Genomic DNA, 21,362 nt, shown 5'->3' with positions numbered 1-21,362 from the left:
ACCTGATGTCCACCGACACCACCACCGTCCCGACTGCAGCCGCCACCAAGCCGCAGGTCGCAGTGAACGACGTCGGGACGGAGGAGGACTTCCTCGCCGCCGTCGACCAGACCATCAAGTACTTCAACGATGGCGACATCGTCGAAGGCACTATCGTCAAGGTCGACAAGGACGAGGTCCTGCTCGACATCGGCTACAAGACCGAGGGGGTCATCCCTTCCCGGGAGCTCTCCATCAAGCACGATGTCGACCCCGCCGAGGTCGTGGCCGTCGGCGACTTTGTCGAGGCTCTTGTCCTGCAGAAGGAGGACAAGGAAGGCCGTCTGATCCTGTCCAAGAAGCGCGCGCAGTACGAACGTGCCTGGGGCACCATCGAGGACCTCAAAGAGAAGGACGAGCCCGTGCGCGGCTCCGTCATCGAGGTCGTCAAGGGTGGTCTCATCCTCGACATCGGCCTGCGTGGTTTCCTTCCCGCCTCGTTGGTGGAGATGCGGCGCGTCCGCGACCTGCAGCCCTATGTGGGCCGGGAGCTCGAAGCCAAGATCATCGAGCTGGACAAGAACCGCAACAACGTCGTGCTCTCCCGCCGTGCCTGGCTGGAGCAGACCCAGTCGGCCGTGCGCAGTGAGTTCCTCAACCAGCTGCAGAACGGCCAGGTCCGCAAGGGCGTCGTTTCCTCCATCGTCAACTTCGGTGCGTTCGTCGATCTGGGTGGGGTCGACGGACTGGTTCACGTCTCGGAGCTCTCCTGGAAGCACATCGATCACCCGAGCGAGGTGGTCGAGGTCGGCCAGGAGGTCACCGTCGAGGTGCTCGACGTGGACATGGACCGGGAGCGGGTCTCGCTGTCGCTGAAGGCGACGCAGGAGGACCCCTGGCGTCAGTTCGCCCGTACGCACGCGATCGGTCAGATCGTGCCGGGCAAGGTCACCAAGCTCGTGCCGTTCGGTGCTTTCGTCCGCGTCGACGAGGGCATCGAGGGACTGGTCCACATCTCCGAGCTGGCCGAGCGCCACGTGGACATTCCCGAGCAGGTCGCGCAGGTCGGTGACGAGGTCATGGTCAAGGTCATCGACATCGATCTGGAGCGCAGGCGCATCTCGCTGTCGCTGAAGCAGGCCAACGAGGGCTTCACGCCGGACTCGGACTTCGACCCGACGCAGTACGGCATGGCCGCCGAGTACGACAACGACGGCAACTACATCTACCCCGAGGGCTTCGACCCGGAGACCCAGGAGTGGCGCGAAGGCTACGAGACCCAGCGCGAGGAGTGGGAGCGGCAGTACGCCGAGGCCCTCGAGCGCTACGAGGCTCACATGCGCCAGGTCGCCAAGGCCGCCGAGGCCGACGCCGCCGCGGCTGCCGCCGGTGGCGAGGAGGAACAGCAGCAGCAGGAGGGCAACTACACCTCCGCCGCTCCCGCCGAGGAGGAAGAGCAGGAGCCGAGTGCGATGGCCAGTGACGCTCAGCTGGCCGCTCTCCGCGAGAAGCTCTCCGGTGGCGCGTGACCGCTAGTTCGGCGGTGAACGGCTGAAACCGTCGACGGCCCCGTCCCTGCCGCGAGCAGGGGCGGGGCCGTTTTTCGTCGTTCGCCCGGTCGGCTCGCTCCACCGCGCGGCGGACCGCTTCGGCACGGCCTGAACCGCCTGGCAGGATGAAGCCGATGTTGCGCCTTGGTCTCACCGGAGGAATCGGTTCGGGCAAGTCGACGGTCGCCGACCGGTTGGCCGAACACGGCGCTCGCGTCATCGACGCGGACCGGATCTCCCGGGAAGTGGTCGCCGTCGGAACCGACGGGTTGGCCGAGATATCCGCCCGTTTCGGCCCCGAGGTACTGGATGCCGACGGCGCGCTGGATCGCGCCGCCATGGCACGCCTCGTCTTCGCCGACGAGTCGGCCAGGAGCGACCTCAACGGCATCGTCCACCCCAGAGTCGCCGCACGAACCGCCGAGCTGATGACCGAAGCCGGTTCCGATGCCATCGTGGTCCACGACGTCCCGCTGCTCGTGGAGAACGGTTACCAGGCCGATTACCACCTCGTGATCGTCGTCGACGCTCCGGTGGAGCAGCGAGTGCGGCGGCTCGTCGACCGCGGACTGCCCGAGGAGGACGCCAGGGCACGTATCGGGGCGCAGGCGAGCGAAGCGCAGCGCAGGGACGCTGCCGACATCTGGCTGGACAACGGTGCCGAGTTGGACCGGATCCGGTCGAGCGTGGACGAGCTCTGGCGGGAGCGGCTCGTGCCCTTCGAGGCCAACATCCGCTCCCGTAACCCCCTACCGCTCAACGGGCCCCGAATCGTCGAGCCGGACCCGGAATGGCCGCGCCGGGCGAGCAGGCTGCTGGCAAGAATCTCCAAGGCCGCCGGTGATTCCGCGCTCCGCGTGGATCACATCGGTTCGACCTCGGTGCCCGGCCTGCCCGCCAATGACGTGATCGATCTACAGCTCACCGTGCGGAGTCTCGCCGAGGCGGAAGCGCTCGTCGAGCCGTTGGCAGAAGCGGGGATGCCCCTACTGCCCGGAGCGGACACGGACGAGGCGCACCACCCTCAGCCGGATCCGGAACAGTGGCCCGATCGCACGCACGTCTCCGCCGACCCGGGACTGCGAGCGAAGCTGTACCTGCGGGTCGCGGGGGCGGCCAACTGGCGGCTCGCGCTGCTGCTTCCCGCCTGGCTCCGCGCCGATGACGGGGCTCGGCGGGAGTACGCCTCGATCAAACGCGACCTCGCGGCCCGGTTCGGTTCCGATCCCGATACGCGTCGCTACATCGAGGCAAAGCGGCCCTGGTTCGAGCGGGCGCTGCCCCGCGCGGAGCGGTGGGCATCCGAGACCGGATGGCAGCCGCCGCCGTGGTGAGTCGTCCGGCCCCTTCCGGGAGCGTGTCGACGGGCAGCCGAGCTCCGCACGGGGTTTTCAACTGGCTCGATCGGTTCCGGGGCGCCCGCCCGAGCGCTGTTCCGGCTACCAAGCGGTGAACACGCCGCGGTAGGCCAACCACTGTTCGACATCCCGGTGTAGCCGGATCTCCTCGTAGATCCGGTGCACCGTGCACACCGCCAGATCGGCTTCCTCCAGGGTGAGCATCCCGTCGCTGACCGCGGCGGCGAATTCCTCGGACTTGACGATTCGTGCGGCCCCGTGCTCGGGCACTTCCAGCCCCAGCAGCAGATCCGTCGTGATCCAGGAACGCGCGTCCCGGTCGATCCGGGCCGCTGTCAGCAGGCTGCCGTCCGGACGGGCGTGTCTGCTGCGGGGGCGATAGCGCGTCAGCCGCAGCCCGAGGTCGGGCAGTAACCAGGTCACCTCTCTGCCGTGCACGGGGTCGTCGGGTGTGCTGCGTTCCAGGCACAACCCCCACCGCTCGAGATGGCAGTCGTCAAGCTGCTGGGTGATCCCGGAGCCCAGGTGCCGCTGCCCACTGGCGACATCGACGACTTCAACGTGTTGAGGAGTGATCACCGAACCCACGAACTCGACCCTAGCCGCGCGGAAACTGTGAAATGATCAACAATATGAATCCGTTACGTAACTTTTGAGTGTTGTAGACGTCACGTTCGGATCTCGTTCGACGGATCGCGAGATTCGGCGGTTGTTCCGAGGGCTGGATACGTGTTGCCGCCCCCGAGCTCGGTCAACCGGTGCGCCGCCAGCTCAGCTCGACACCGAGGGTGTGCAACCACGCGGGCAGGTCGTACTCGTGCCGGGCCAGCCCGTCCACCACCCGGTGGGTGGTGTCCATCGCGCGCCGCGCGGTCTCGTCGTCCAACAGCTCCGCCCGCAGCGCGGTGACGAACTCGTCGCTGTCCAGCACCCGCGCGTCCTGCCGTTGCCTGACGGCGACGTCCAGGTACAGGTCGACGGTGCGCCAGCGGTGCTCGCCCGGCTCGATCCGCGCTATGTCGACGTAGAAGTCCTGTTCCCTGTCGTGCCCCGGCCTCCGCCGGTAGTCACTGATCCGCAGATCCAGGTCGGGCAGCAGCCAGGACTCGAGGTAGTCCAGCTCGGGGTGGTCGATCATGGGACGTGCCATGTAGAGCCCGAACGGTTCCGCCCGGTACTCGTCCACCCGGCGCACCCGCTGTTTGGCGTCGGTGTTCGTCCGATCGGTCAGATCGAAAATCTCCACCTTCGGGGGATGAATCGGCAACCCGAGGTCCGCGGCGATCTCCCGTTGCGTCGTCACGGTGCCACTCTACGAGTTGAGAGGGCTCGCTGTCCGCATCCGAGCGCGATCCGCAGTCGGCGGCGTGATGTCGTACCGGCCCCGTAAGCTGGGAGAGTGGCATTCGCGACTGAGTACCCCGTGCTGGCGCACTCCGAGTTCCGCCCGGTCGGTGAGATCCCGCGCAAGGACGGACGGTTCCGTGTCGTCAGTGATTACGAACCCGCCGGTGACCAACCGGAGGCGATCGATCAGCTCGAACGTCGGATCAACTCGGGCGAGACCGACGTGGTGCTGCTGGGAGCCACCGGTACCGGCAAGTCCGCCACCACCGCGTGGCTGATCGAACGGATCCAGCGCCCCACCCTGGTGATGGAGCCGAACAAGACGCTGGCCGCCCAGATGGCCAACGAACTGCGCGGGTTCTTTCCGGAGAACGCCGTGGAGTACTTCGTCAGCTACTACGACTACTACCAGCCGGAAGCCTACGTACCGCAGACCGACACCTACATCGAGAAGGACTCCTCGGTCAACGAGGACGTCGAACGGTTGCGGCACTCTGCCACCTCCAACCTGCTCAGCAGGAGGGACTGCGTGGTGGTCTCCTCCGTGTCGTGCATCTACGGTCTCGGTACGCCGCAGTCGTACCTGGATCGTTCGATCGCCCTGGAGGTCGGCGGGGAGATCGACCGCGACGTGCTGCTGCGCGCTCTGGTGGACGTGCAGTACCAGCGCAACGACCTGGCTTTTCAGCGCGGCACCTTCCGCGTGCGCGGGGATACCGTCGAGGTCATCCCGGCCTACGAGGAACTCGCGGTACGAGTGGAGTTCTTCGGCGACGAGATCGACAGGCTCTACTACCTGCACCCGCTGACGGGTGACGTGGTGCACGAGGTTCGTGACCTGCGGATATTTCCGGCGACACACTACGTGGCCGGGCCGGAGCGGATGGAACAGGCCATCCGCGGCATCGAGGAGGAGCTGACCGAACAGCTCGGCAAGCTGGAGCGCCAGAACAAGTTGCTTGAGGCGCAGCGACTGCGGATGCGCACCCAGTACGACATCGAGATGATGCGTCAGGTCGGGTTCTGCTCCGGTATCGAGAACTACTCGCGGCACATCGACGGCCGGGAGGCAGGTTCGGCCCCGGCCACGTTGCTCGACTACTTCCCCGAGGACTTTCTGCTGGTCATCGATGAGTCCCACGTGACGGTGCCGCAGATCGGCGGGATGTTCGAGGGCGACGCCTCGCGTAAACGCACCCTGGTCGACCACGGATTCCGGCTGCCCAGCGCATTGGACAACAGGCCGCTCAAGTGGGAGGAGTTCGCCGATCGCATCGGTCAGTCGATGTACCTGTCGGCGACCCCGGGCAGCTACGAGATGCAGCGCGCCGGTGGGGAGTTCACCGAACAGGTCATCCGACCCACCGGGCTGGTCGATCCCGAAGTGGTCGTCAAACCGACCGAGGGGCAGATCGACGATCTGGTCGCCGAGGTGCGGCAACGTGCCGACCGGGACGAACGGGTACTGGTCACCACGCTGACCAAGAAGATGGCCGAGGACCTCACGGACTATCTACTCGAACTCGGGATCCGGGTGAGGTACCTGCACTCGGAGGTGGACACCTTGCGACGCGTGGAGCTGTTGCGCCAACTCCGGCTCGGTGAGTACGACGTGCTGGTCGGTATCAACCTGCTGCGTGAGGGGCTCGACCTGCCCGAGGTCTCACTGGTCTCGATCCTGGACGCGGACAAGGAGGGGTTCCTGCGATCCGAGACCAGCCTGGTGCAGACCATCGGCCGTGCCGCCCGCAACGTCTCCGGACAGGTGCACATGTACGCGGACGAGGTGACCGACTCGATGCGCCGGGCCATCGACGAGACCAACCGCAGGCGGGCCAAGCAGATCGCCTACAACACCGAGCACGGCATCGATCCGCAGCCGTTGCGCAAGCAGGTAGCCGACATTCTCGACCGGGTGTACTCGGAGTCGGAGGACACCGAGGAGACCGTTCCGGAGGGTGGCTCCGGGCGCAACGCCTCGCGTGGCAAGAAACCCGGCGGGGAGACTTCGGCCACCACCAGTTCCGGTGTGCTCAAGGATCGCGACACCAAGTCGATGCCACGTGCGGAGCTGGCCGACCTGGTGCAGCAGCTCAACGACCAGATGATGAACGCGGCCAGGGAGTTGCAGTTCGAGCTCGCCGCGCGGCTGCGGGACGAGATCAATGATCTCAAGAAGGAGCTTCGGGCCATGGACGAAGCCGGCGTGAGCTGAACCTCGCGGGGGCGGGTGGGACGTTCACTCGTCCCCGCCGCGGGACATCGGACTCCGTGGCTCAGGTGAAGGCGCTCTGCCCGGTGATCGACTTGCCCACGATCAGCGTGTTCATCTCCCGGCTGCCCTCGAAGGAGTAGACGGCTTCCGCGTCGGCGAAGAACTTGGCCACCTCGTAGTCCAGCACGATGCCGTTACCGCCGAACAGTTCGCGTGCCCACGCCACGCACTCGCGCATCCTGGTGGTGGTGAAGCTCTTCGCCAGCGCGGCGTGGTCGGGCCCCGCCGTGCCGTCCGCCATCTTCTGGGCGAGTCGGGTGACCATCCCGAACATGGCCGTGATGTTGCCCAGCATCTTGACCAGTAGGTCCTGGATGAGCTGGAACCCTCCGATAGGGGTGCCGAACTGTTCGCGGGTGACCGCGTAGTCCCGCGCCAGTTCGTAGGCGCGTGTTGCCACACCGAGTGCCTGCCAGGCCACGTTTCCCCGCGTCTTGGCCAGGACCTTCGCGGTGTCGCGGAAGTTGTCGATGTTTTGCAGCCGGTTGTCCTCCGGTACGCGCACGTCCTCCAGTGACAGGTCCGCGTTCTGCACCGAGCGCAGCGCGATCTTGCCCTCGATCTTGCTCGCGTGAAAGCCCGGCATGTCCTTCTCGACCACGAAGCCCTTGACACTGTCGTCGGCCTCGTCGCGGGCCCAGATGACGACCAGATCGGCGAACGTGCCGTTGCCGATCCAGCGCTTGGCGCCGTTGAGTACCCACTCGTCGCCCTCGCGGCGGGCGGTGGTGCGCATTCCCCCGGCCACGTCGGAGCCTCCTTCGGGCTCGGTCAGCCCGAAAGCTCCGATCTTGTTCCAGGCGACCATGTCCGGCATCCAGCGGTCCCGCTGGCGCTGGTCACCACCGCCGTAAATGCTGCCCATCGCCAGCCCGGTGTGCACACCGGAGGCAACGGCCAGCGAGGGGTCCACCTTGTTCATCTCGAGGCTGAGGAACCCGTTGAACAGCGGTCGGCGAGCGACCCCGTCGCCGTACTCCGGGAACTGAAAGCCTGCGATGCCGAGTTTCGCGAAGGTCTCGACAGCCTCGAACGGGAACTCCGCACGGTCCCAGGCATCGTTGGCCAGTGGCTTGATCTCCCGACGCAGGACTTCGCGGATCCGGGCCAGCTCGCTTCGCTCCTCGTCGGTCAGCAGTTCCTCGAATCCGAAGAAGTCGGAATCGGTGTTGGCGGTTTTCGCCATGATGATCACCTGCCTCTTGCCGGGATCGTTTCGCGTGGTTGGTGTCGCGAGTTGTTCCGCCCGCCGTAGGTGTCGCGCGGCCGGGGGAGGGGAGCGGGAAGGCGGCATTCGGAGTCGGCGTTCGACCCGAGAAACGGAGACTCGCCACGACAGCGAGGAGACAACTCGGGTGGAATACCTCCATCGCGGCCGAGGCTACTCCGGAAGGATGAGTGTGGCGCTCGGAGAGCACCCCGACGGATGTGCGTGTGTCGGTGCTCCGCGGGAATGCCACGATTGGTTCGAGCGGCGGGCCGACCCAGCATCCGGTCCGGAACGAACCGGTAACCGAGACACAGCGACCGGCTCGACGTGAAATGACCGGACCGGCGCGGAACGGTCGGGCCACAGTACGAGCGTCGTTCGAACAGCGAGGTGTTTGTCCGTGCCGAAGCCACCACTGCCCGAGCGGGTCACCGAGTTGCTGTCCGCGCCGAATCCCTCGGTGATAACCACGGTGCGCGCCGACGGCCAGCCGGTCTCGGTGGCCACCTGGTATCTACTGCGGCACGGCCGGATCCTGGTCAACATGGACGAAGGGCGGAAACGGCTGGAGTACATGCGTGCCGAACCGCGGGTGTCGCTGACCGTGCTCGCCACCGACGACTGGTACACCCACGTGAGTCTGCAGGGACGTGTCACCGAACTGCTGGACGATCCGAGCCTTTCCGACATAGACCGGCTCGCGCGGCACTACACCGGCTCCCCTTACCACGTGCGCGACCGCGACCGTGTCAGTGCCTGGATCGATGTGGACCGCTGGCACGGCTGGGGCGCGGCCGAGAACCGGGACGTGCCGCACCACTGAGTGGTGCCACACGAGTGGTTCGCCCAAGTGGTTCGTTCGGGTGGTCGAACACTGCGGGGCCGATCCGCTCCGGGGAACTCCTCGATCAGTTGGTGATGTCGGCCCGGTGGAACCGCACCAGCGTGGCGGTGATGAACACCGCCGCGTAAGCGGTGGCCGACAGTGTTCCGTTCGCCATATCGGTCCAGTCGATGCCGGTGTCCAGCAGATCGGTCCAGGCTGTCGCATGGTGACTCGGAAGCAGGATACGGAACTGCTCCAGCCGGGGAATCTCGTCCAGAATCTGCGAGATCACCGAGACACCCACCGTCGCGCCCACCGCCGCGAGCGGGTTGTCGGCCATCACGCTGAACAGCAGTGCCAGGCTGGCCACCCAGGTCAGGTGGATCGCCAGATAGCCGCAGATCGCGAGCGGAACCAGCACGTTCCACGGGGAGTGGAACACTCCCTCGTGCGGGGTGCGCAGTACGCCCGCGCCGTACCAGAAGGTGCCCGTGGCCAAGGCCGCGCCGGTCAGCACGAGCAGACTCAGGCAGGACAGCAGTCCCGCCACCAGTGCTTTCTGCCGTAACAGTCGATGCCTGGGGACGGGGATCGCGACCAGGTAACGCAGACTCGCCCAGGACGACTCACCCGCGATGGCGTCCCCGAAGAACAGTGCCACGAGCAGTACCAGCAACAGATGGGTACACAGCAACAGCGTGAAGACGGTGAAGTTCGCCCCGCTGCTCGTGGCCAGATCACCGAAGTCGGCCGGGGGCCGCGGAGTCGTCTCGTCGTTGCCGAGAGCGAAGGTGCCCACCAACAACAGCGGCAGCACCGCCAGACAGCACAGCACCAGCTTGGTCCTGCCACGCGCCAGCTGCCTGCGCAGCTCCACACGCAGTGGCAGAGTGCGATTGGCGCGGTATCCCGGTGCGCTGCCGTCGGATCCTCCCGGAAGGCGAGTGGCCGGTTCCACGGCACGCTCGGCCGAGCGGTCCCGCTCGTGCTGCATCAGTGGTCCTCTCCGACCAGTTCCAGAAACGCGTCCTCGAGTTTGCGGTGGGGCCCCACGCGCGTTATGGAGACATCGGAGGCGACCAACACGTTCACGGCTGTCGCCGTGGAGTGTCCGGCCAGTTCGGCGTATACCACATCGGCGCCGACCCGCACGCTGCCGATTCCCTCCAGACAGCGGAGTGTACGCGCGGCGAGTTCGGGTTGATCGACGTGGAAGGCGATCATCGAGTCCCCAGCGGTGATCTCGTCGACCGTTCCGCCCGCCACTCGGTGCCCGTCGTGCATCACGATGACGTGTGTGCAGGTTTGTTCGACCTCGCTGAGCAGATGACTCGACATCAGGACGGTGCGTCCGGTCCTGGCGTACTCCCGGATGACCTCGCGCATCCGTTGTGTGTGCGCGGGGTCCAGCGCGTTCATCGGTTCGTCGAGCACGAGCAGGTCGGGCAGTCCCAGCATGGCTTGTGCCAGGGCCACTCGTTGCCGCATCCCCGGGCCGTAGGTACGCACCTTGTGATCAGCAGCGGCGCCCAGTCCGGCGATCCGCACGACTTCGTCCAGCCCGGCCTGTTCCGCCGGTCTGCCCGTTGCCTGCCAGTAGCTGCGCAGGTTCTCCAGCCCGGTCAGGTGCGGCAGCAGTCCCGGGGACTCCACGAGCCCACCCACTCGCGACAGTACCGGTGCGCTCGGTGTCACCGAGTGACCGAACAGGTGGATCCGGCCGCCGTCGGTTCGTGTCATACCGAGCACCATGCGGAGCAGGGTCGTCTTGCCCGCACCGTTCGGCCCGAGCAGTCCGACGACCTGTCCTGCCTCGACTCGCAGCGACAGGTCGTTCACCGCGTCGGGATGTCGGGGATAGGACTTGCTCACCCCCTCGATCGAGATCGGCACGCCGGTCAACTCCGGTTTCGGCGGTTTCCGACGCGCACGTTCGAACCTGATCGCCAGTACCCCCGCCACGATCAGCAGCACCACGAACGCCGCGATACCGAGCAGAGCACCCACTGGGATCGAGGTTTCATCGACCCGGGAGGCGGGTACGGCGGGAAGCGAGATATTTCCCGCACCCGCCGGGGAGATCAGGTGCACCGCTGTTTCCCGGGGGCCGCTGTAGGCGGCATCGTTGGTGCTCATTCGCAGCTCCAGCCGGTGACCGGGCTGCAGGGTGTGCATCGTGGCGGGCAGGGTCACATCGACCCGAACCGCCCTCCCGTTGTCGGGTAGCCCCGTTATTCGCAGGGGGGAACTGCCGTCGCCGATCGGCGTCCGAGAGCCGTTCGGTCCGATGTCGAACAGCTTGCCGAACAGCACCGCCTCGCCGTTGCCGGGCTGCTCCGGAACCGAAGCCACCGAGAGTCGCGTCCGTGGTATCCCGGTGATCAGGGTGGATCGGTCCACCCGTGCGGTCTTGAAAACCGCCACCCTGCCCGGTGTGGCGTCGCCGCGGGTGGACGAGTCGCCGTCGTTTCCGGCTGTCGTTCCTGCCCGGCTCCCGGAAGTAGGAGTGGTCGAGAATCCGCTCGTGCCCGCACCGTTACCGGGTGGATCGATCACTCGGGAGGGCTCGCCCTCCAGCGAGAGCTCGGTGCGAGCCACCTCGTTCGAGCCCAGACCGGGGTACTCCGCCGTCCGCCAGGTCGTCGCGGGTTGACGTTCCGAGGCGATGCGGTCGACCAACTGGTACCGGAATCCCGTTTCCGGTTGGGGAGGTCGCGGTTCGTCGGAATCGTGTAGGTAGTACGAGAACCAGTCGCCGACCTTCTCCCAGACGTGCGTGGGCAGCGAAGCGTTGCCGTCGCCGTGCAACCACATCATGCTGACGGTGCCCCCCGCGGCGCTGATCTGACGCGCGTTCGCGTCGGCTTGTGACAACCCGAAGAGTTCGCCGCGCTGACGCTGCACCAGCAGGGTGGGAATGTCGATATCGCCGGTCACGCTGCTCGGCGAGGCCGCGGCCAGCAGTTCGAGCGTGCTCGATCCGGCTCGTCCGGTACGGGCCATCTCGGTGTAGGCACGGCATATCCTCGCGGTGAGGTTGCCGCACGTCAGTGGTGTTCTCGTGTTGTCCGCCTCGCCGTTCTCCTCGGGCGGCGGCGGCGTGGTCGACGAGGATTCCTCGCTCCGCGAGGCCCGTTGCTCCGACTGCGGGCGTGTTGCCATCCCGAACAGTGAGTCCGCCCATGCCCGTCGGAACACACCCGGCCTCGAGTCGCTGCCTTGCGCGGCGGTGGCGGTCGGTATCGACTCGGTCGAGGCGGCATTGGGCAGCATCGCGGTACGCAGGTCGTTGTAGGTGTTCAGCGGTGCGATCGCGTCGACACGGGGATCGTTACCCGCCAGCAGCATGCTCAGCGCTCCACCGTAGGAGACTCCTCCTACCCCGACGAGGGGGTCCTCCTCGTCCTGGGTCGCCACCTCGGGTTGCCGGGCCAGCCAGTCCAGGATCCGACTTGCGTCGGTCACCTCGTAATCCGGTGAGTTCAGCGCGATCCTGCCGGTGCTCCGTCCGAAACCGCGGGCCGAGTAGGTCAGCACGGTGAATCCACGTGCGGCCAGTCGCCGTGCGGGGCCTGCCAGTTCGGTCTTGTCACCGTCGAAGCCGTGTGCCAGTACCACCGATGGTGCCGGGGTGCGTTCGGGGACGAACAGCCTGAGATCGAGCTGTATCCGCTGCTGCTGTTCGGGACCGTCCAGCACGTCGATACTCGCGTCCCGCGTGTCGACGCTGGGAACACGGTCGGCCGAATCCTGTTCGGCCGACCACATCGCTGTTGCTGCCACGATCAGAGCCACCAGCACGATCGGCAGCAACGCGAAGTTCGGGACATACCGGCGGGACTGGAACACGCGGGTGACTCTAGGGCAACGAGTCGTATCACGGGGTCCCATGGATCCGATACGACCGAAGAAGCTATGAATCGGATATCGGGACGAAATCGCATCGCGATGGGAATATTCCACAGCTGCCGCACGGGAGTGGCGTGAACCGTGTGTGTGGCTCGATCACCCTTCGACGAACCGGCCCCGCTGCTCCGGTTCGGACGGACTCCCCGTGATGTCAACCGCGATCCGACGGGCCTTCCACCGGCCGGAACCGGACCTCAGGCGAAGACATCATCGCCGGTGGAGTCCTCATTTAACCACGCGAGAGTGACCTTGGCTACAGTTCGCGCCGCGTGTCCCCGTGTTTTCCGGGGTCATGGCGTTTTCGGTGAACGGCTGTCGGTGCGTACCCCCGATAGCGGTCGACGTCGAACGTGGGTGACAATTCACGAGGTTTGGAGGGGAGTATTCCTGTCGCGGCGGTGTCGTCATCACGGATCGAACTCCGGCATGTCCGGTGGCTCTTTCCCGGTACCGTCGACCGGCTCAGCCGGTGGGAGAGACCTCCGGTCCCCGGCATAAGCCCTGTACCGGAGGTGATTGATGTACGTCGGGACTCATGTGCTCGCGGAGGCGACGCAGCGGAGTCAACAGGAGACGCTGGGTGTTTCCTGGTGGGTCTGGCTGGCCACCTTGGCCGGTCTGGTCGTGCTGCTGCTGTTGGATCTCGTGATCGTGGACCGCAAACCGCACGAGGTCAAGGCGGGTGAGGCCGCTCGTTGGGTGGTTTTCTACGTCGCCTGCGCTCTCCTGTTCGGTCTCGGAGTGTGGTGGTTCGGCGGCCACGACTTCGCGATCCAGTACTTCACGGGTTACGTGGTGGAGTACTCGCTGAGCGTGGACAACCTGTTCATCTTCATGGTGATCATGTCCAGCTTCGCGGTTCCCTCGATCCACCAGCACCGGGTGCTGCTGATCGGTATCGTGCTCGCGCTGGTCTTCCGCGGGTTGTTCATCGCCATCGGCGCCCAGCTGATCTCCCGCTTCGTGTGGGTGTTCTTCGTCTTCGGCGCTTTCTTGCTCTGGACCGCGATCAGCATGCTCCGCAACAACGAGGAGAACGATGATCCGGAGAACGCGGTCGTGCGATGGGTTCGCAAGGCCTATCCCGTAACAGAGCAGTTCCACGGCACCAAGATGTCGGTCAGGATCGACGGTAAGCGGTGGTTGACACCGATGTTCATCGTGATCGTGGCCATCGGCAGCGCCGACGTCATGTTCGCGGTGGATTCGATCCCGGCGATCTTCGGGATCACACAGGAGGCGTTCCTGGTGTTCACCGCCAACGCCTTCGCGTTGATGGGGTTGCGCCAGCTGTACTTCCTGCTCGGGGACCTCGTCGACAGGTTGATCTATCTCTCCACCGGGCTGTCCGTGATTCTGGCCTTCATCGGATTCAAGCTGATCGTGCACGCTCTGCACGATTACGGGCTGGTGCCCGAGTGGTTCGAGATCGGGAACTTCCTGTCGCTCGGTGTGATCGTTCTCGTGCTGTTGGTCACCACGGTGGCCAGTCTGCGCAGGTCACGTCGCCAGCAGTGTGAAGCCGAGAACGCGGAGACAGGCTGAAACAGCGGACAGACTGAAACAGGGACAGGCCGAAACAGCGGCATCCGCGGGGCCGGCTCGGTGGGCCGGACAGGTCGCTCGCGAGCACGCTTCGCGTGCGGGGTGTCCGGCCCGCTGTTGGGCAGGCCGTCGGCCGATGCTTCCGCTCGCCCGCGGCGAGAGTTCGCGGGTGGTTCCGCCGGTCCGCAAGGGGGTGAGTGCCGCGTCGAAACCGGTGGACGAGGTCCCACTAGTTCAGCAGGGTGTAACCGAGCTCCTTGCAGACCCTTCCCAGCGGCAGGTCCAGGCCGGGGTGTTCGAGCGGCAGCAGTAGGTCGGGGTTTTCCGGCAGTACCGTCGCCGCCGGTGGATCCCACAGGCAGACCGAGGGCTCACCGGCGTCCATCGACGATCGGTACCAGAGACCGTCCAGTTCCGGGTAGGCCGCGCGGATGCAACGTGCCCAGGACTGGGTGCGCTCCTTCGTGCCGTTGCTGATCGCCTGGGAGGCGCCGGCTCTGGTCGGCCAGAGCCCGGACAGGTCGAGCAGTCGGACCGTCCGACGTGGTCGGAATATCACCAGTTGTGGCGCACGCGTTTTGCGATCCACTGTGGATGTCGCCTGGAACACCTCGGCGATGCAGGTCTGTACCGCCAGCGAGAAGTACAGCACGCCGTGCTCCCTGGTGACGGTGGGACCGCCTTGCGGCTTCGGGGGGTGCGGGTCGAAGCGGGCGTGCGGCAGCGGTCCCGCGTAGCGGAAACTGTTCCAGTGCTGCGGGTGATTACCGCCCGAGGCGAAGATCCGTACGAGCCGGGTCCCGGCGGGGACCGCGACGACGTCCTCGGTTCGGCGAAGGAGCGCCTGCAACACGGCTGGAGCGGGCGGCTGTGGGAGCCGAGCCATTGGTGGTCCTGTGTCCGTCGTCGACTACGCGGGCGTTCCGATGACCGAAGCGAGTTCGGCGACTCGCTGCGGGTTACCGTATGCCATCAGCCAGTCACGCGGACTCACAGGGCGATCTCCCAGATCCAGGTCCTGCTGTGGAGTGGTCATGAAGTTCGCCAGTACCAGCGCCGGTTGGTCACCGGGCATGGCAGCCAGCACCGTTTCCAGGCCGGGAAGTACGTCGTCCTCGGTGAACTGCCAGGCCGGCAGTCGCCAGCCACCGCGGTCCTTCCAGCCGATCAGCCGGCGGGAGGCCACCCGGTGTCTGATGCGGCTGCTGTCCACTCCCACGATCTCGGCGGCTTGGCCCACCGACAGTGCGGTGTCGCGCAGTACGGTCTGTTCCGCCACCGCGCGCGCACGGGGGTCGGTTTCCTGCTCGGCGAGCGGTGACAGGTCCAGCCCCGTCTCGGTCAGCGCCGCGCGTTCCGATTCGTCGAAGTGCGCGCTGGGATCCGCCTGTGGCGGCGTGAGTCTTTTGGCCGCGTCCTCGACCAGTACGAGGAATTCGTGCGCGGTGACCTTCAGACCGGCTCTGGCGAGCACGGTCTCCAGCGCGACTGTCATGGTTCCAGCTTACCTCCTGGTGAAGAGTTTGTGTGCGCCAACGTGCGGGTTGTCAGCAGAATCACATTAAGTGACAAGAATATTGCTTTGTGTAATCAAACTTCGGGAAAGGGCGCGAAAAGTGGACGACTTTCCACCGCCGGCGGCTTCGAGTCGTCCACTTTCGGCGAAGCGTCACGTCCGGGAATGTGTTAGGGGAGCTTCCGTCCCCTCGGCCGGTCCGGAAAAGCGGGCTCCGGGATGTAGCTCGCCGGATCCGCCGTGACGGCTTCGCGGCCCGCGGGTCACGGGATTTACGGCAGGGTCTCCAAGTGGTTGCCGACGGTCGTGGAGAAGGTGGTGCCGTTGCTGACGTCCCAGTTGATCGACCAGGTCATTACTCCGCTGATCGAGGGGTGCGGTTGACCCGGGACGAACTGTCCGCAGTCGGTCGTCGACGCCAGGCAGTCCAGTGCGTCGGTGACGACGGAGGGCTGCACGTAACCACTGCCCGCGGCGGACGGTGCGGCAGGCAGTCCCAGCGCGATCTGGTCGGCGCTGAGTTTGTCCAGCAGAATGCAGGCCTGGGCGGTGATGAAGTCCACTGAGCCCTGGCTGTACACCTGCTGGTCGCATCCCAGCATCGAGCCCGAGTTGTAGTACTGGGTGTGCACCGTGGTGATGATGTCGCTCAGGTTGTCGATCAGTTGCATGTACGAGCCGCCAGGCTGTACGTACAGTGTCTGCGGCGCCATGGTCAGAATGAAGTCCGAACCGAAGTGGTTTCGGAGCTGGCGCGCGGCACTGGTCATTCCCGCGGTGTCGAAACTGTGTTCCAGATCGATGTCGAGACCGTCCAGGTCGTAGTTCTCGATAATCGTGGTCATCGAGTCGACGAAGTTGGTCACGCGCTGTTCTGTGCTCAGGTCCACCGACCCCTTGGCGCCGCCGATGGACATCACGAAATCCGTGCCCTGGCTCTGCTTTTCGGCGATGTCCGCCTTGAGCTGCGCGTCGGAGTAGCCACCCAGCGCGTCCGAGAGTCGTGAATCGACGCTGAATTTCACGGCGCCGGGGCTGGCGGCGTCCGACTGGGCGAATGCGAGTGCCACCAGATCGTAGTTGTCCGGAATGTCGCTTACGCGTAATGGTTCGGCGTCGTTGACGAAATTCTGCCAATAGCCGGTGAGCTGGTGTTCGGGCAACGCGGCGCTCTCGGCCGCGGCGCTCGGCTGGTTGGCCTTTCCTCCGTTGTCGGGCGCTGCCACGGCCGGGGCCGCCGTCATCGTCAACGGGATGGCCGCGGCGGCGATGGCGGCGGTGATGCGGCGAATATGCATCGGAACCTCCGGGGTCACGGGTTGAATCACCGAAGCTGGACTAGACCAATGGATCTCGTCAAGACGTGGTCGGTTTTTCGCCGTGTTCCGGAGGTGGGTTGACGTGGACCGTCGTAATCAGTCTACTGGACGTACCGACTGGTCGGTCTTGCGGAGGTGTTCATGTCCGGTGTCTATGATCAACGTCCCTGGCTGGAGCGCTATGCCGCGGACGAGCCTGCGGACATCGCCCCACCGTACGAGGACATGCTGTCCGTGCTGACGGACACCCGTTCGCGGTTTCCCGACCGCGTCGCCCTTACGTACTTCGGTACCGAGATCACTTATCGTGAGCTGGACGAGTTCGCCAACGGGGTGGCCGAGTACCTCGCCGAGCAGGGAGTCGGCGGGGGTGACCGCGTCGCGGTGTACCTGCAGAACGTTCCGCAGTTCGCGATCGCCGTGCTCGCCGGGTGGAAGTTGGGCGGCATCGTCGTCCCGCTCAATCCCATGTACCGCTCCCACGAACTGACCACCGTCCTGGCGGACGCCCAACCCGCCGCCGTGATCTCCTCCGAGAACGGTTGGCACGACGTGCTGTGCGAAGTGGCCGCCTCCACCGGAGCGACGGTGACACTGACCACCAGCGAGCTGGATCTGGCCGCCGAGCACGAGGGGACTCCGTTGCGGGGGTTGGAGCGTCGTCGGCCCGCGGATACCGCGGATCTCGTGGCAACGGCGACCGCACGCCGGACGGCCACGCCTCCGAGCGTTCGACTCTATCCGGACGACATCGCACTGCTGACTTACACGTCAGGAACGAGCGGTGCTCCCAAAGGTGCGACCAACACCCATCGCAACCTCAGTTTCAACGCCCAGGCGTTCACGCAGCGCACGGGTAGCCACGACGGCAGCGGCATGATCGCGTTGGCTCCGCTGTTCCACATCACCGGTCTCGTGTGCCAGTTCGGCGCCACGCTGGCCCTGGGAGGACGGCTCGACCTCGTGTACCGGTTCGAACCGTCGGCGGTACTGGCGGCGCTGCGCCGGTGGCGACCGCGGTACATGATCGGTCCTGCCACGGCCTACATCGCTTTGATGAATCATCCCGAAGCCACCGCCGACGATTTTCGCTCGTTCGAACAGGTGTACGCGGGTGGGGCGCCGCTGCCGGCCGCGATGGTCGAACGGTTCCGGTCCGATTTCGGGCTCTACATCCGCAACGGCTACGGGCTAACCGAGACCACGGCCACGGCGACCTCCGTGCCGCCGCACCTGGAGGCTCCGGTCGACGAGGAGACCGGCACGATCAGCGTCGGTATCCCCACGTTCAACTGCGTGCTGCGCGTGGTGGACGACGACGGGGTGGACCTGCCCGTGAGGTCGGTCGGCGAGATCGTCGTGGAGGGGCCGATGGTCGTGCCCTCCTACTGGAACCAGCCGGAACAGACCGAGGAGTCGATCCCGGAGGGCAGGCTGCACACCGGTGACGTCGGCTTCATGGACGAACAGGGCTGGTTCTACGTTGTCGACCGGAAGAAGGACATGATCAACGCTTCCGGTTTCAAGGTCTGGCCCCGCGAGGTGGAGGACGTCCTCTACTCGCACTCCGCCGTTCGGGAAGCGGCGGTGGTGGGAGTTCCGGACGAGTACCGGGGCGAGACGGTCAAGGCCTACGTCAGCCTGGTGCCCGGTACGAGCACCACCGGGGAGGAGCTCGCCGATCACTGCCGACAGCGGTTGGCGGCGTACAAGTATCCACGAGAGGTGGAGCTGGTCGAGGAGTTGCCGAAGACGACCACCGGCAAGATCCTTCGACGGCGGCTTCGGGACGAAGCGCGCGGTTGATCGACAACTACTAGGAGAGGAAACGTATGAGCAAGCGGTTCGACGGTCGGGTGGCGATCGTCACCGGTGCGAGCAGGGGAATAGGTTTCGGCATCGCACAGCGCCTGGTGTCCGAGGGCGCCCGGGTGTGCATCACGGCGCGTAAACCCGATGCTCTGCAGGAGGCCGTCGAGGAACTTGGCGGTGCGGAACACGCGATCGCGGTGGCGGGCAAGGCCGACGACAGCGAGCACCAGTCCGAGGCGGTCGACCGCACCCTGCGCACTTTCGGCCGTGTCGACATGCTGGTCAACAACACCGGTATCAACCCCGCTTACGGCCCGCTGATCGAACTCGATCACGAAGTCGCACGCAAGACCTTCGAGGTCAACGTACTGGCTTCGTTGGCCTGGACCCAGTTGGTCCACCGGGAGTGGATGTCCGCCAACGGCGGTGCGGTACTCAACGTCACCTCGCTGGCCGGATCGAATCCGGCTCCCGGCATCGGCTACTACGGCGCGACCAAGGCGATGCTGAGCCACATCACTCGTGAGCTGGCCGTGGAGCTCGGTCCGGACGTGCGTGTCAACGCGGTCGCCCCCGCCGTGGTCAAGACGCAGTTCGCCACCGCGCTGTATCAGGACAACGAGGCAGAGGTCGCCGAGCAGTACCCGATGCGCAGGCTGGGGGTGCCCTCCGATATCTCCGGGGCCGCCGCCTACCTGCTTTCCGACGAGGCGTCCTGGGTGACGGGCCAGATCCTGACCCTGGACGGCGGGGTATCGCTCACCGGAGGGATGTGAGCACCTTCGGCCGGTAGGAGCGGGTGGGGCTCGCGGTACCCGCGCGGAGCGGTTCGTCACCGCGTCGCGAGCCTCGCCCGGAGCGGGTTCGTCGGATCGACAGTCAGTTTCGCAACGACGGGGACAGGAGGTCGGCATGCGGTTGGCCGGTTCCGTGGCCGTGATCACCGGCGCGGGCAACGGTATAGGTGCCTCGATGAGTCGTGAGTTCGCTTCGCGGGGTGCGAGTGTGGTCGTCAACGACATCGATGGTGCGGCGGCACGGGAAGTAGCCGAGGAGGTCGGCGGTACGGCCGTGGTCGGTGACGCGGCCAGTGAGTCCGGGGCGCGCGAACTCGTCGACACCGCGTTGGAGCGTCACGGCGGCATCGATCTGTTCTGCGCCAACGCCGGTGTCGCCACCGCGGGGGGTCCGGAAACCCCCGAGGAGGACTGGGACAGGGCGTGGCAGATCAATGTCATGTCGCACGTGCGCGCGGCGCGGGCGGTGCTGCCGCACTGGCTGGAGGCGGGCGGCGGTCACTTCCTGGCGACGGTCTCGGCCGCCGGGCTGCTCACCATGCTCGGAGCCGCGCCGTACTCGGTGACCAAGCACGCTTCACTGGGATTCGCCGAATGGCTGTCGGTGACCTACGCCGATCGAGGTATCACGGTGCAGGCACTGTGCCCGCAGGGCGTGCGGACCGGAATGCTCGCCGAGAGCGGTGAGACGGGACGGCGGCTGCTCGACGCCGATGCCGTGGAGCCCACGAAGGTCGCCGAGGTCGTCGCGGATTCGCTGGGTGGCGAGTTCCTGATCCTGCCGCATCCCGAGGTGGCCGGACATTACGTCCAGCGCGCGACGGACCCGGATCGTTGGTTGTCCGGGATGCGCTCGCTGCGCAGGCAGATCGAACGGGCCGACTGAGATCGGCCGCTCCGTTTCGGGAACTACCGGCAGGTTTCGGGAACGGGACCGCCGACCTGGTGGTGGCGCACGGCCGGCCGACGACCAGGGTCGAGTTACGGGAGTCGGCTCGGCGCGCGCCCTCGACGACGGGCCCGTCGACGGACGCGTACGGGGACCGACCGGTCGGTACCCTGTTGTGTACCCAGCGGCAGTAGTCAGGGAGGAAGCGATGGCACCGAGCTCGTTCACCGAGGGAGGCGGAGAGACCGTCGAGCGGACGCGACACAGCGGGCAGGAGCCGGTGCCGCAGCGGCTGCTGAGCGCGGCCACACGACTGTTCGCCGAGCAGGGATTCGAGACGACCTCGGTGCAACAGATCGTGGACGCGGCCGGAGTGACCAAGGGAGCCATGTACCACTACTTCGGCTCCAAGGACGACCTGCTCTACGAGATCTACGCGCGAGTGCTGCGTGTGCAGATGTCGCGGATGGAACAGGCGGCGGACAGTTCGGAGTCCGTCGAGCGGCGACTCCGGGCAGTGGCCGCGGACGTCGTGGTGACCACGGTCGCCTATCTGGAGGACACCGTAATCTTCTTCCGCTCCATGCACCTGCTGCATTCCGACAAACAGGCCGAGGTGCGTGCCCAGCGTCGGCGCTATCACGAACGAGTGAAGCAGTTGATCGAGGAGGGACAACGAGCCGGAGTGTTCCGCGCGGACCGTTCCCCCGAGCTCGTGGTCGACTTCTTCTTCGGCGCCGTCCATCACCTCGGCAGCTGGTACCGCAGGGACGGGCCGATGAGCGGGGAGCAGGTGGGTGATCAGTTCGCGGACCTGCTGTTGGACGCGTTGCGTGCCTGAGAACCGCGAGGAACGCCGTGTCGGTCGCTCCGCAGCGTGAGGTGCTGAGTCGGTGGCGTACCGACCGGTCGGTGCGATGCTTGTCGGTTCGGCACCGTCGTCCACCGGTTCGTTGTTCGGTTACAGAGCGGGTGGGGACAGCGGTGATTCGGCACGGAGAGGCGGCCGGGACGGAACCCGAGCGGCCGA

General features: G+C 66.1%; 17 protein-coding genes. 9 read left to right on the top strand and 8 right to left on the bottom strand.

The features are described from left to right. Positions 1 to 5: 5 nt before the first annotated feature. A complete protein-coding gene (rpsA, locus tag BM394_RS10825) occupies positions 6 to 1,508 on the top strand; it encodes a 30S ribosomal protein S1 (protein ID WP_092924855.1) in 1,503 nt (500 codons plus the stop codon). A gap of 155 nt (positions 1,509 to 1,663) precedes the next feature. Continuing rightward, positions 1,664 to 2,863 (top strand): dephospho-CoA kinase, encoded by a 1,200-nt coding sequence (gene coaE / locus BM394_RS10820; RefSeq protein ID WP_092977376.1) that lies wholly within the window; start codon positions 1,664 to 1,666, stop codon positions 2,861 to 2,863. Positions 2,864 to 2,968: 105 nt separating this feature from the next. Here coaE and BM394_RS10815 read toward each other — a convergent pair whose 3' ends face one another. Then, positions 2,969 to 3,475 carry a ribonuclease FAU-1 family protein gene (locus tag BM394_RS10815; protein WP_092977374.1) on the bottom strand — a complete coding sequence of 169 codons (507 nt, stop codon included), beginning with the start codon at positions 3,473 to 3,475 and terminating at the stop codon, positions 2,969 to 2,971. Between the two features lie 163 nt (positions 3,476 to 3,638). Beyond that, entirely contained in the window at positions 3,639 to 4,190 is a 552-nt protein-coding gene (locus BM394_RS10810) for a ribonuclease FAU-1 family protein (protein WP_092977372.1), read from the bottom strand. Between the two features lie 96 nt (positions 4,191 to 4,286). Between BM394_RS10810 and uvrB the strand changes: the two genes are divergently transcribed. Next, complete coding sequence (gene uvrB, locus BM394_RS10805) at positions 4,287 to 6,449, top strand: excinuclease ABC subunit UvrB (protein ID WP_092977370.1); 2,163 nt, start codon at positions 4,287 to 4,289, stop codon at positions 6,447 to 6,449. A gap of 61 nt (positions 6,450 to 6,510) precedes the next feature. Here the strand turns inward: uvrB and BM394_RS10800 are convergent, their stop codons facing one another. After that, positions 6,511 to 7,695: an acyl-CoA dehydrogenase family protein gene (locus tag BM394_RS10800; protein WP_092977793.1), complete on the bottom strand. Its 1,185-nt coding sequence runs from the start codon at positions 7,693 to 7,695 to the stop codon at positions 6,511 to 6,513. 424 nt (positions 7,696 to 8,119) lie between these two features. Between BM394_RS10800 and BM394_RS10795 the strand changes: the two genes are divergently transcribed. Continuing rightward, on the top strand, positions 8,120 to 8,542 hold the full coding sequence (locus BM394_RS10795) for a PPOX class F420-dependent oxidoreductase (protein ID WP_092977791.1): 423 nt from the start codon (positions 8,120 to 8,122) through the stop codon (positions 8,540 to 8,542). A gap of 85 nt (positions 8,543 to 8,627) precedes the next feature. Here BM394_RS10795 and BM394_RS10790 read toward each other — a convergent pair whose 3' ends face one another. Continuing rightward, positions 8,628 to 9,539 carry an ABC transporter permease gene (locus BM394_RS10790; RefSeq protein WP_092977368.1) on the bottom strand — a complete coding sequence of 304 codons (912 nt, stop codon included), beginning with the start codon at positions 9,537 to 9,539 and terminating at the stop codon, positions 8,628 to 8,630. After that, entirely contained in the window at positions 9,539 to 12,394 is a 2,856-nt protein-coding gene (locus tag BM394_RS10785; protein ID WP_245780104.1) for an alpha/beta fold hydrolase, read from the bottom strand. Before BM394_RS10785 ends, BM394_RS10790 begins: the two co-directional genes overlap by 1 nt. A 579-nt stretch (positions 12,395 to 12,973) precedes the next feature. Here BM394_RS10785 and BM394_RS10780 point away from each other — a divergent pair. After that, entirely contained in the window at positions 12,974 to 13,999 is a 1,026-nt protein-coding gene (locus BM394_RS10780) for a TerC family protein (protein ID WP_092977366.1), read from the top strand. A 229-nt stretch (positions 14,000 to 14,228) separates the two neighbouring features. Here the strand turns inward: BM394_RS10780 and BM394_RS10775 are convergent, their stop codons facing one another. From BM394_RS10775 to BM394_RS10765, 3 genes are all read right to left on the bottom strand, one after another. Then, a complete protein-coding gene (locus tag BM394_RS10775) occupies positions 14,229 to 14,885 on the bottom strand; it encodes an RES family NAD+ phosphorylase (RefSeq protein WP_092977364.1) in 657 nt (218 codons plus the stop codon). Positions 14,886 to 14,909: 24 nt separating this feature from the next. Further along, positions 14,910 to 15,494 (bottom strand): DNA-binding protein, encoded by a 585-nt coding sequence (locus tag BM394_RS10770; RefSeq protein ID WP_092977362.1) that lies wholly within the window; start codon positions 15,492 to 15,494, stop codon positions 14,910 to 14,912. Positions 15,495 to 15,787: 293 nt separating this feature from the next. Then, positions 15,788 to 16,843: a chitinase gene (locus tag BM394_RS10765; protein ID WP_245780103.1), complete on the bottom strand. Its 1,056-nt coding sequence runs from the start codon at positions 16,841 to 16,843 to the stop codon at positions 15,788 to 15,790. Between the two features lie 132 nt (positions 16,844 to 16,975). Here BM394_RS10765 and BM394_RS10760 point away from each other — a divergent pair, with 132 nt between their 5' ends. The 4 genes from BM394_RS10760 to BM394_RS10745 all read left to right on the top strand — a co-directional run bounded on the left by BM394_RS10760 (position 16,976) and on the right by BM394_RS10745 (position 21,173). Continuing rightward, on the top strand, positions 16,976 to 18,640 hold the full coding sequence (locus BM394_RS10760; protein WP_092977360.1) for a class I adenylate-forming enzyme family protein: 1,665 nt from the start codon (positions 16,976 to 16,978) through the stop codon (positions 18,638 to 18,640). 26 nt (positions 18,641 to 18,666) lie between these two features. Beyond that, entirely contained in the window at positions 18,667 to 19,422 is a 756-nt protein-coding gene (locus BM394_RS10755) for an SDR family oxidoreductase (protein WP_092977358.1), read from the top strand. Between the two features lie 136 nt (positions 19,423 to 19,558). Beyond that, positions 19,559 to 20,329 carry an SDR family oxidoreductase gene (locus BM394_RS10750; protein ID WP_092977356.1) on the top strand — a complete coding sequence of 257 codons (771 nt, stop codon included), beginning with the start codon at positions 19,559 to 19,561 and terminating at the stop codon, positions 20,327 to 20,329. Between the two features lie 211 nt (positions 20,330 to 20,540). After that, a complete protein-coding gene (locus tag BM394_RS10745; protein ID WP_092924875.1) occupies positions 20,541 to 21,173 on the top strand; it encodes a TetR/AcrR family transcriptional regulator in 633 nt (210 codons plus the stop codon). The last annotated feature ends 189 nt before the right edge of the window (positions 21,174 to 21,362 follow it).

The sequence above is a fragment of the Actinopolyspora lacussalsi subsp. righensis genome (genome assembly GCF_900116555.1).
GTDB lineage: Bacteria > Actinomycetota > Actinomycetes > Mycobacteriales > Pseudonocardiaceae > Actinopolyspora > Actinopolyspora lacussalsi.
This window is presented reverse-complemented; position numbering and strand designations above follow the sequence as displayed.

Bases quoted from the DNA above. Each gene is read 5' to 3' on its own strand.
- BM394_RS10760 (WP_092977360.1), top strand. From the start codon at position 16,976: ATGTCCGGTGTCTATGATCAACGTCCCTGGCTGGAGCGCTATGCCGCG.
- BM394_RS10780 (WP_092977366.1), top strand. From the start codon at position 12,974: ATGTACGTCGGGACTCATGTGCTCGCGGAGGCGACGCAGCGGAGTCAA.
- BM394_RS10790 (WP_092977368.1), bottom strand. From the start codon at position 9,539: ATGCAGCACGAGCGGGACCGCTCGGCCGAGCGTGCCGTGGAACCGGCC.
- BM394_RS10775 (WP_092977364.1), bottom strand. From the start codon at position 14,885: ATGGCTCGGCTCCCACAGCCGCCCGCTCCAGCCGTGTTGCAGGCGCTC.
- BM394_RS10750 (WP_092977356.1), top strand. From the start codon at position 19,559: ATGCGGTTGGCCGGTTCCGTGGCCGTGATCACCGGCGCGGGCAACGGT.
- rpsA (WP_092924855.1), top strand. From the start codon at position 6: ATGTCCACCGACACCACCACCGTCCCGACTGCAGCCGCCACCAAGCCG.
- BM394_RS10770 (WP_092977362.1), bottom strand. From the start codon at position 15,494: ATGACAGTCGCGCTGGAGACCGTGCTCGCCAGAGCCGGTCTGAAGGTC.
- BM394_RS10800 (WP_092977793.1), bottom strand. From the start codon at position 7,695: ATGGCGAAAACCGCCAACACCGATTCCGACTTCTTCGGATTCGAGGAA.
- coaE (WP_092977376.1), top strand. From the start codon at position 1,664: ATGTTGCGCCTTGGTCTCACCGGAGGAATCGGTTCGGGCAAGTCGACG.
- BM394_RS10755 (WP_092977358.1), top strand. From the start codon at position 18,667: ATGAGCAAGCGGTTCGACGGTCGGGTGGCGATCGTCACCGGTGCGAGC.
- BM394_RS10745 (WP_092924875.1), top strand. From the start codon at position 20,541: ATGGCACCGAGCTCGTTCACCGAGGGAGGCGGAGAGACCGTCGAGCGG.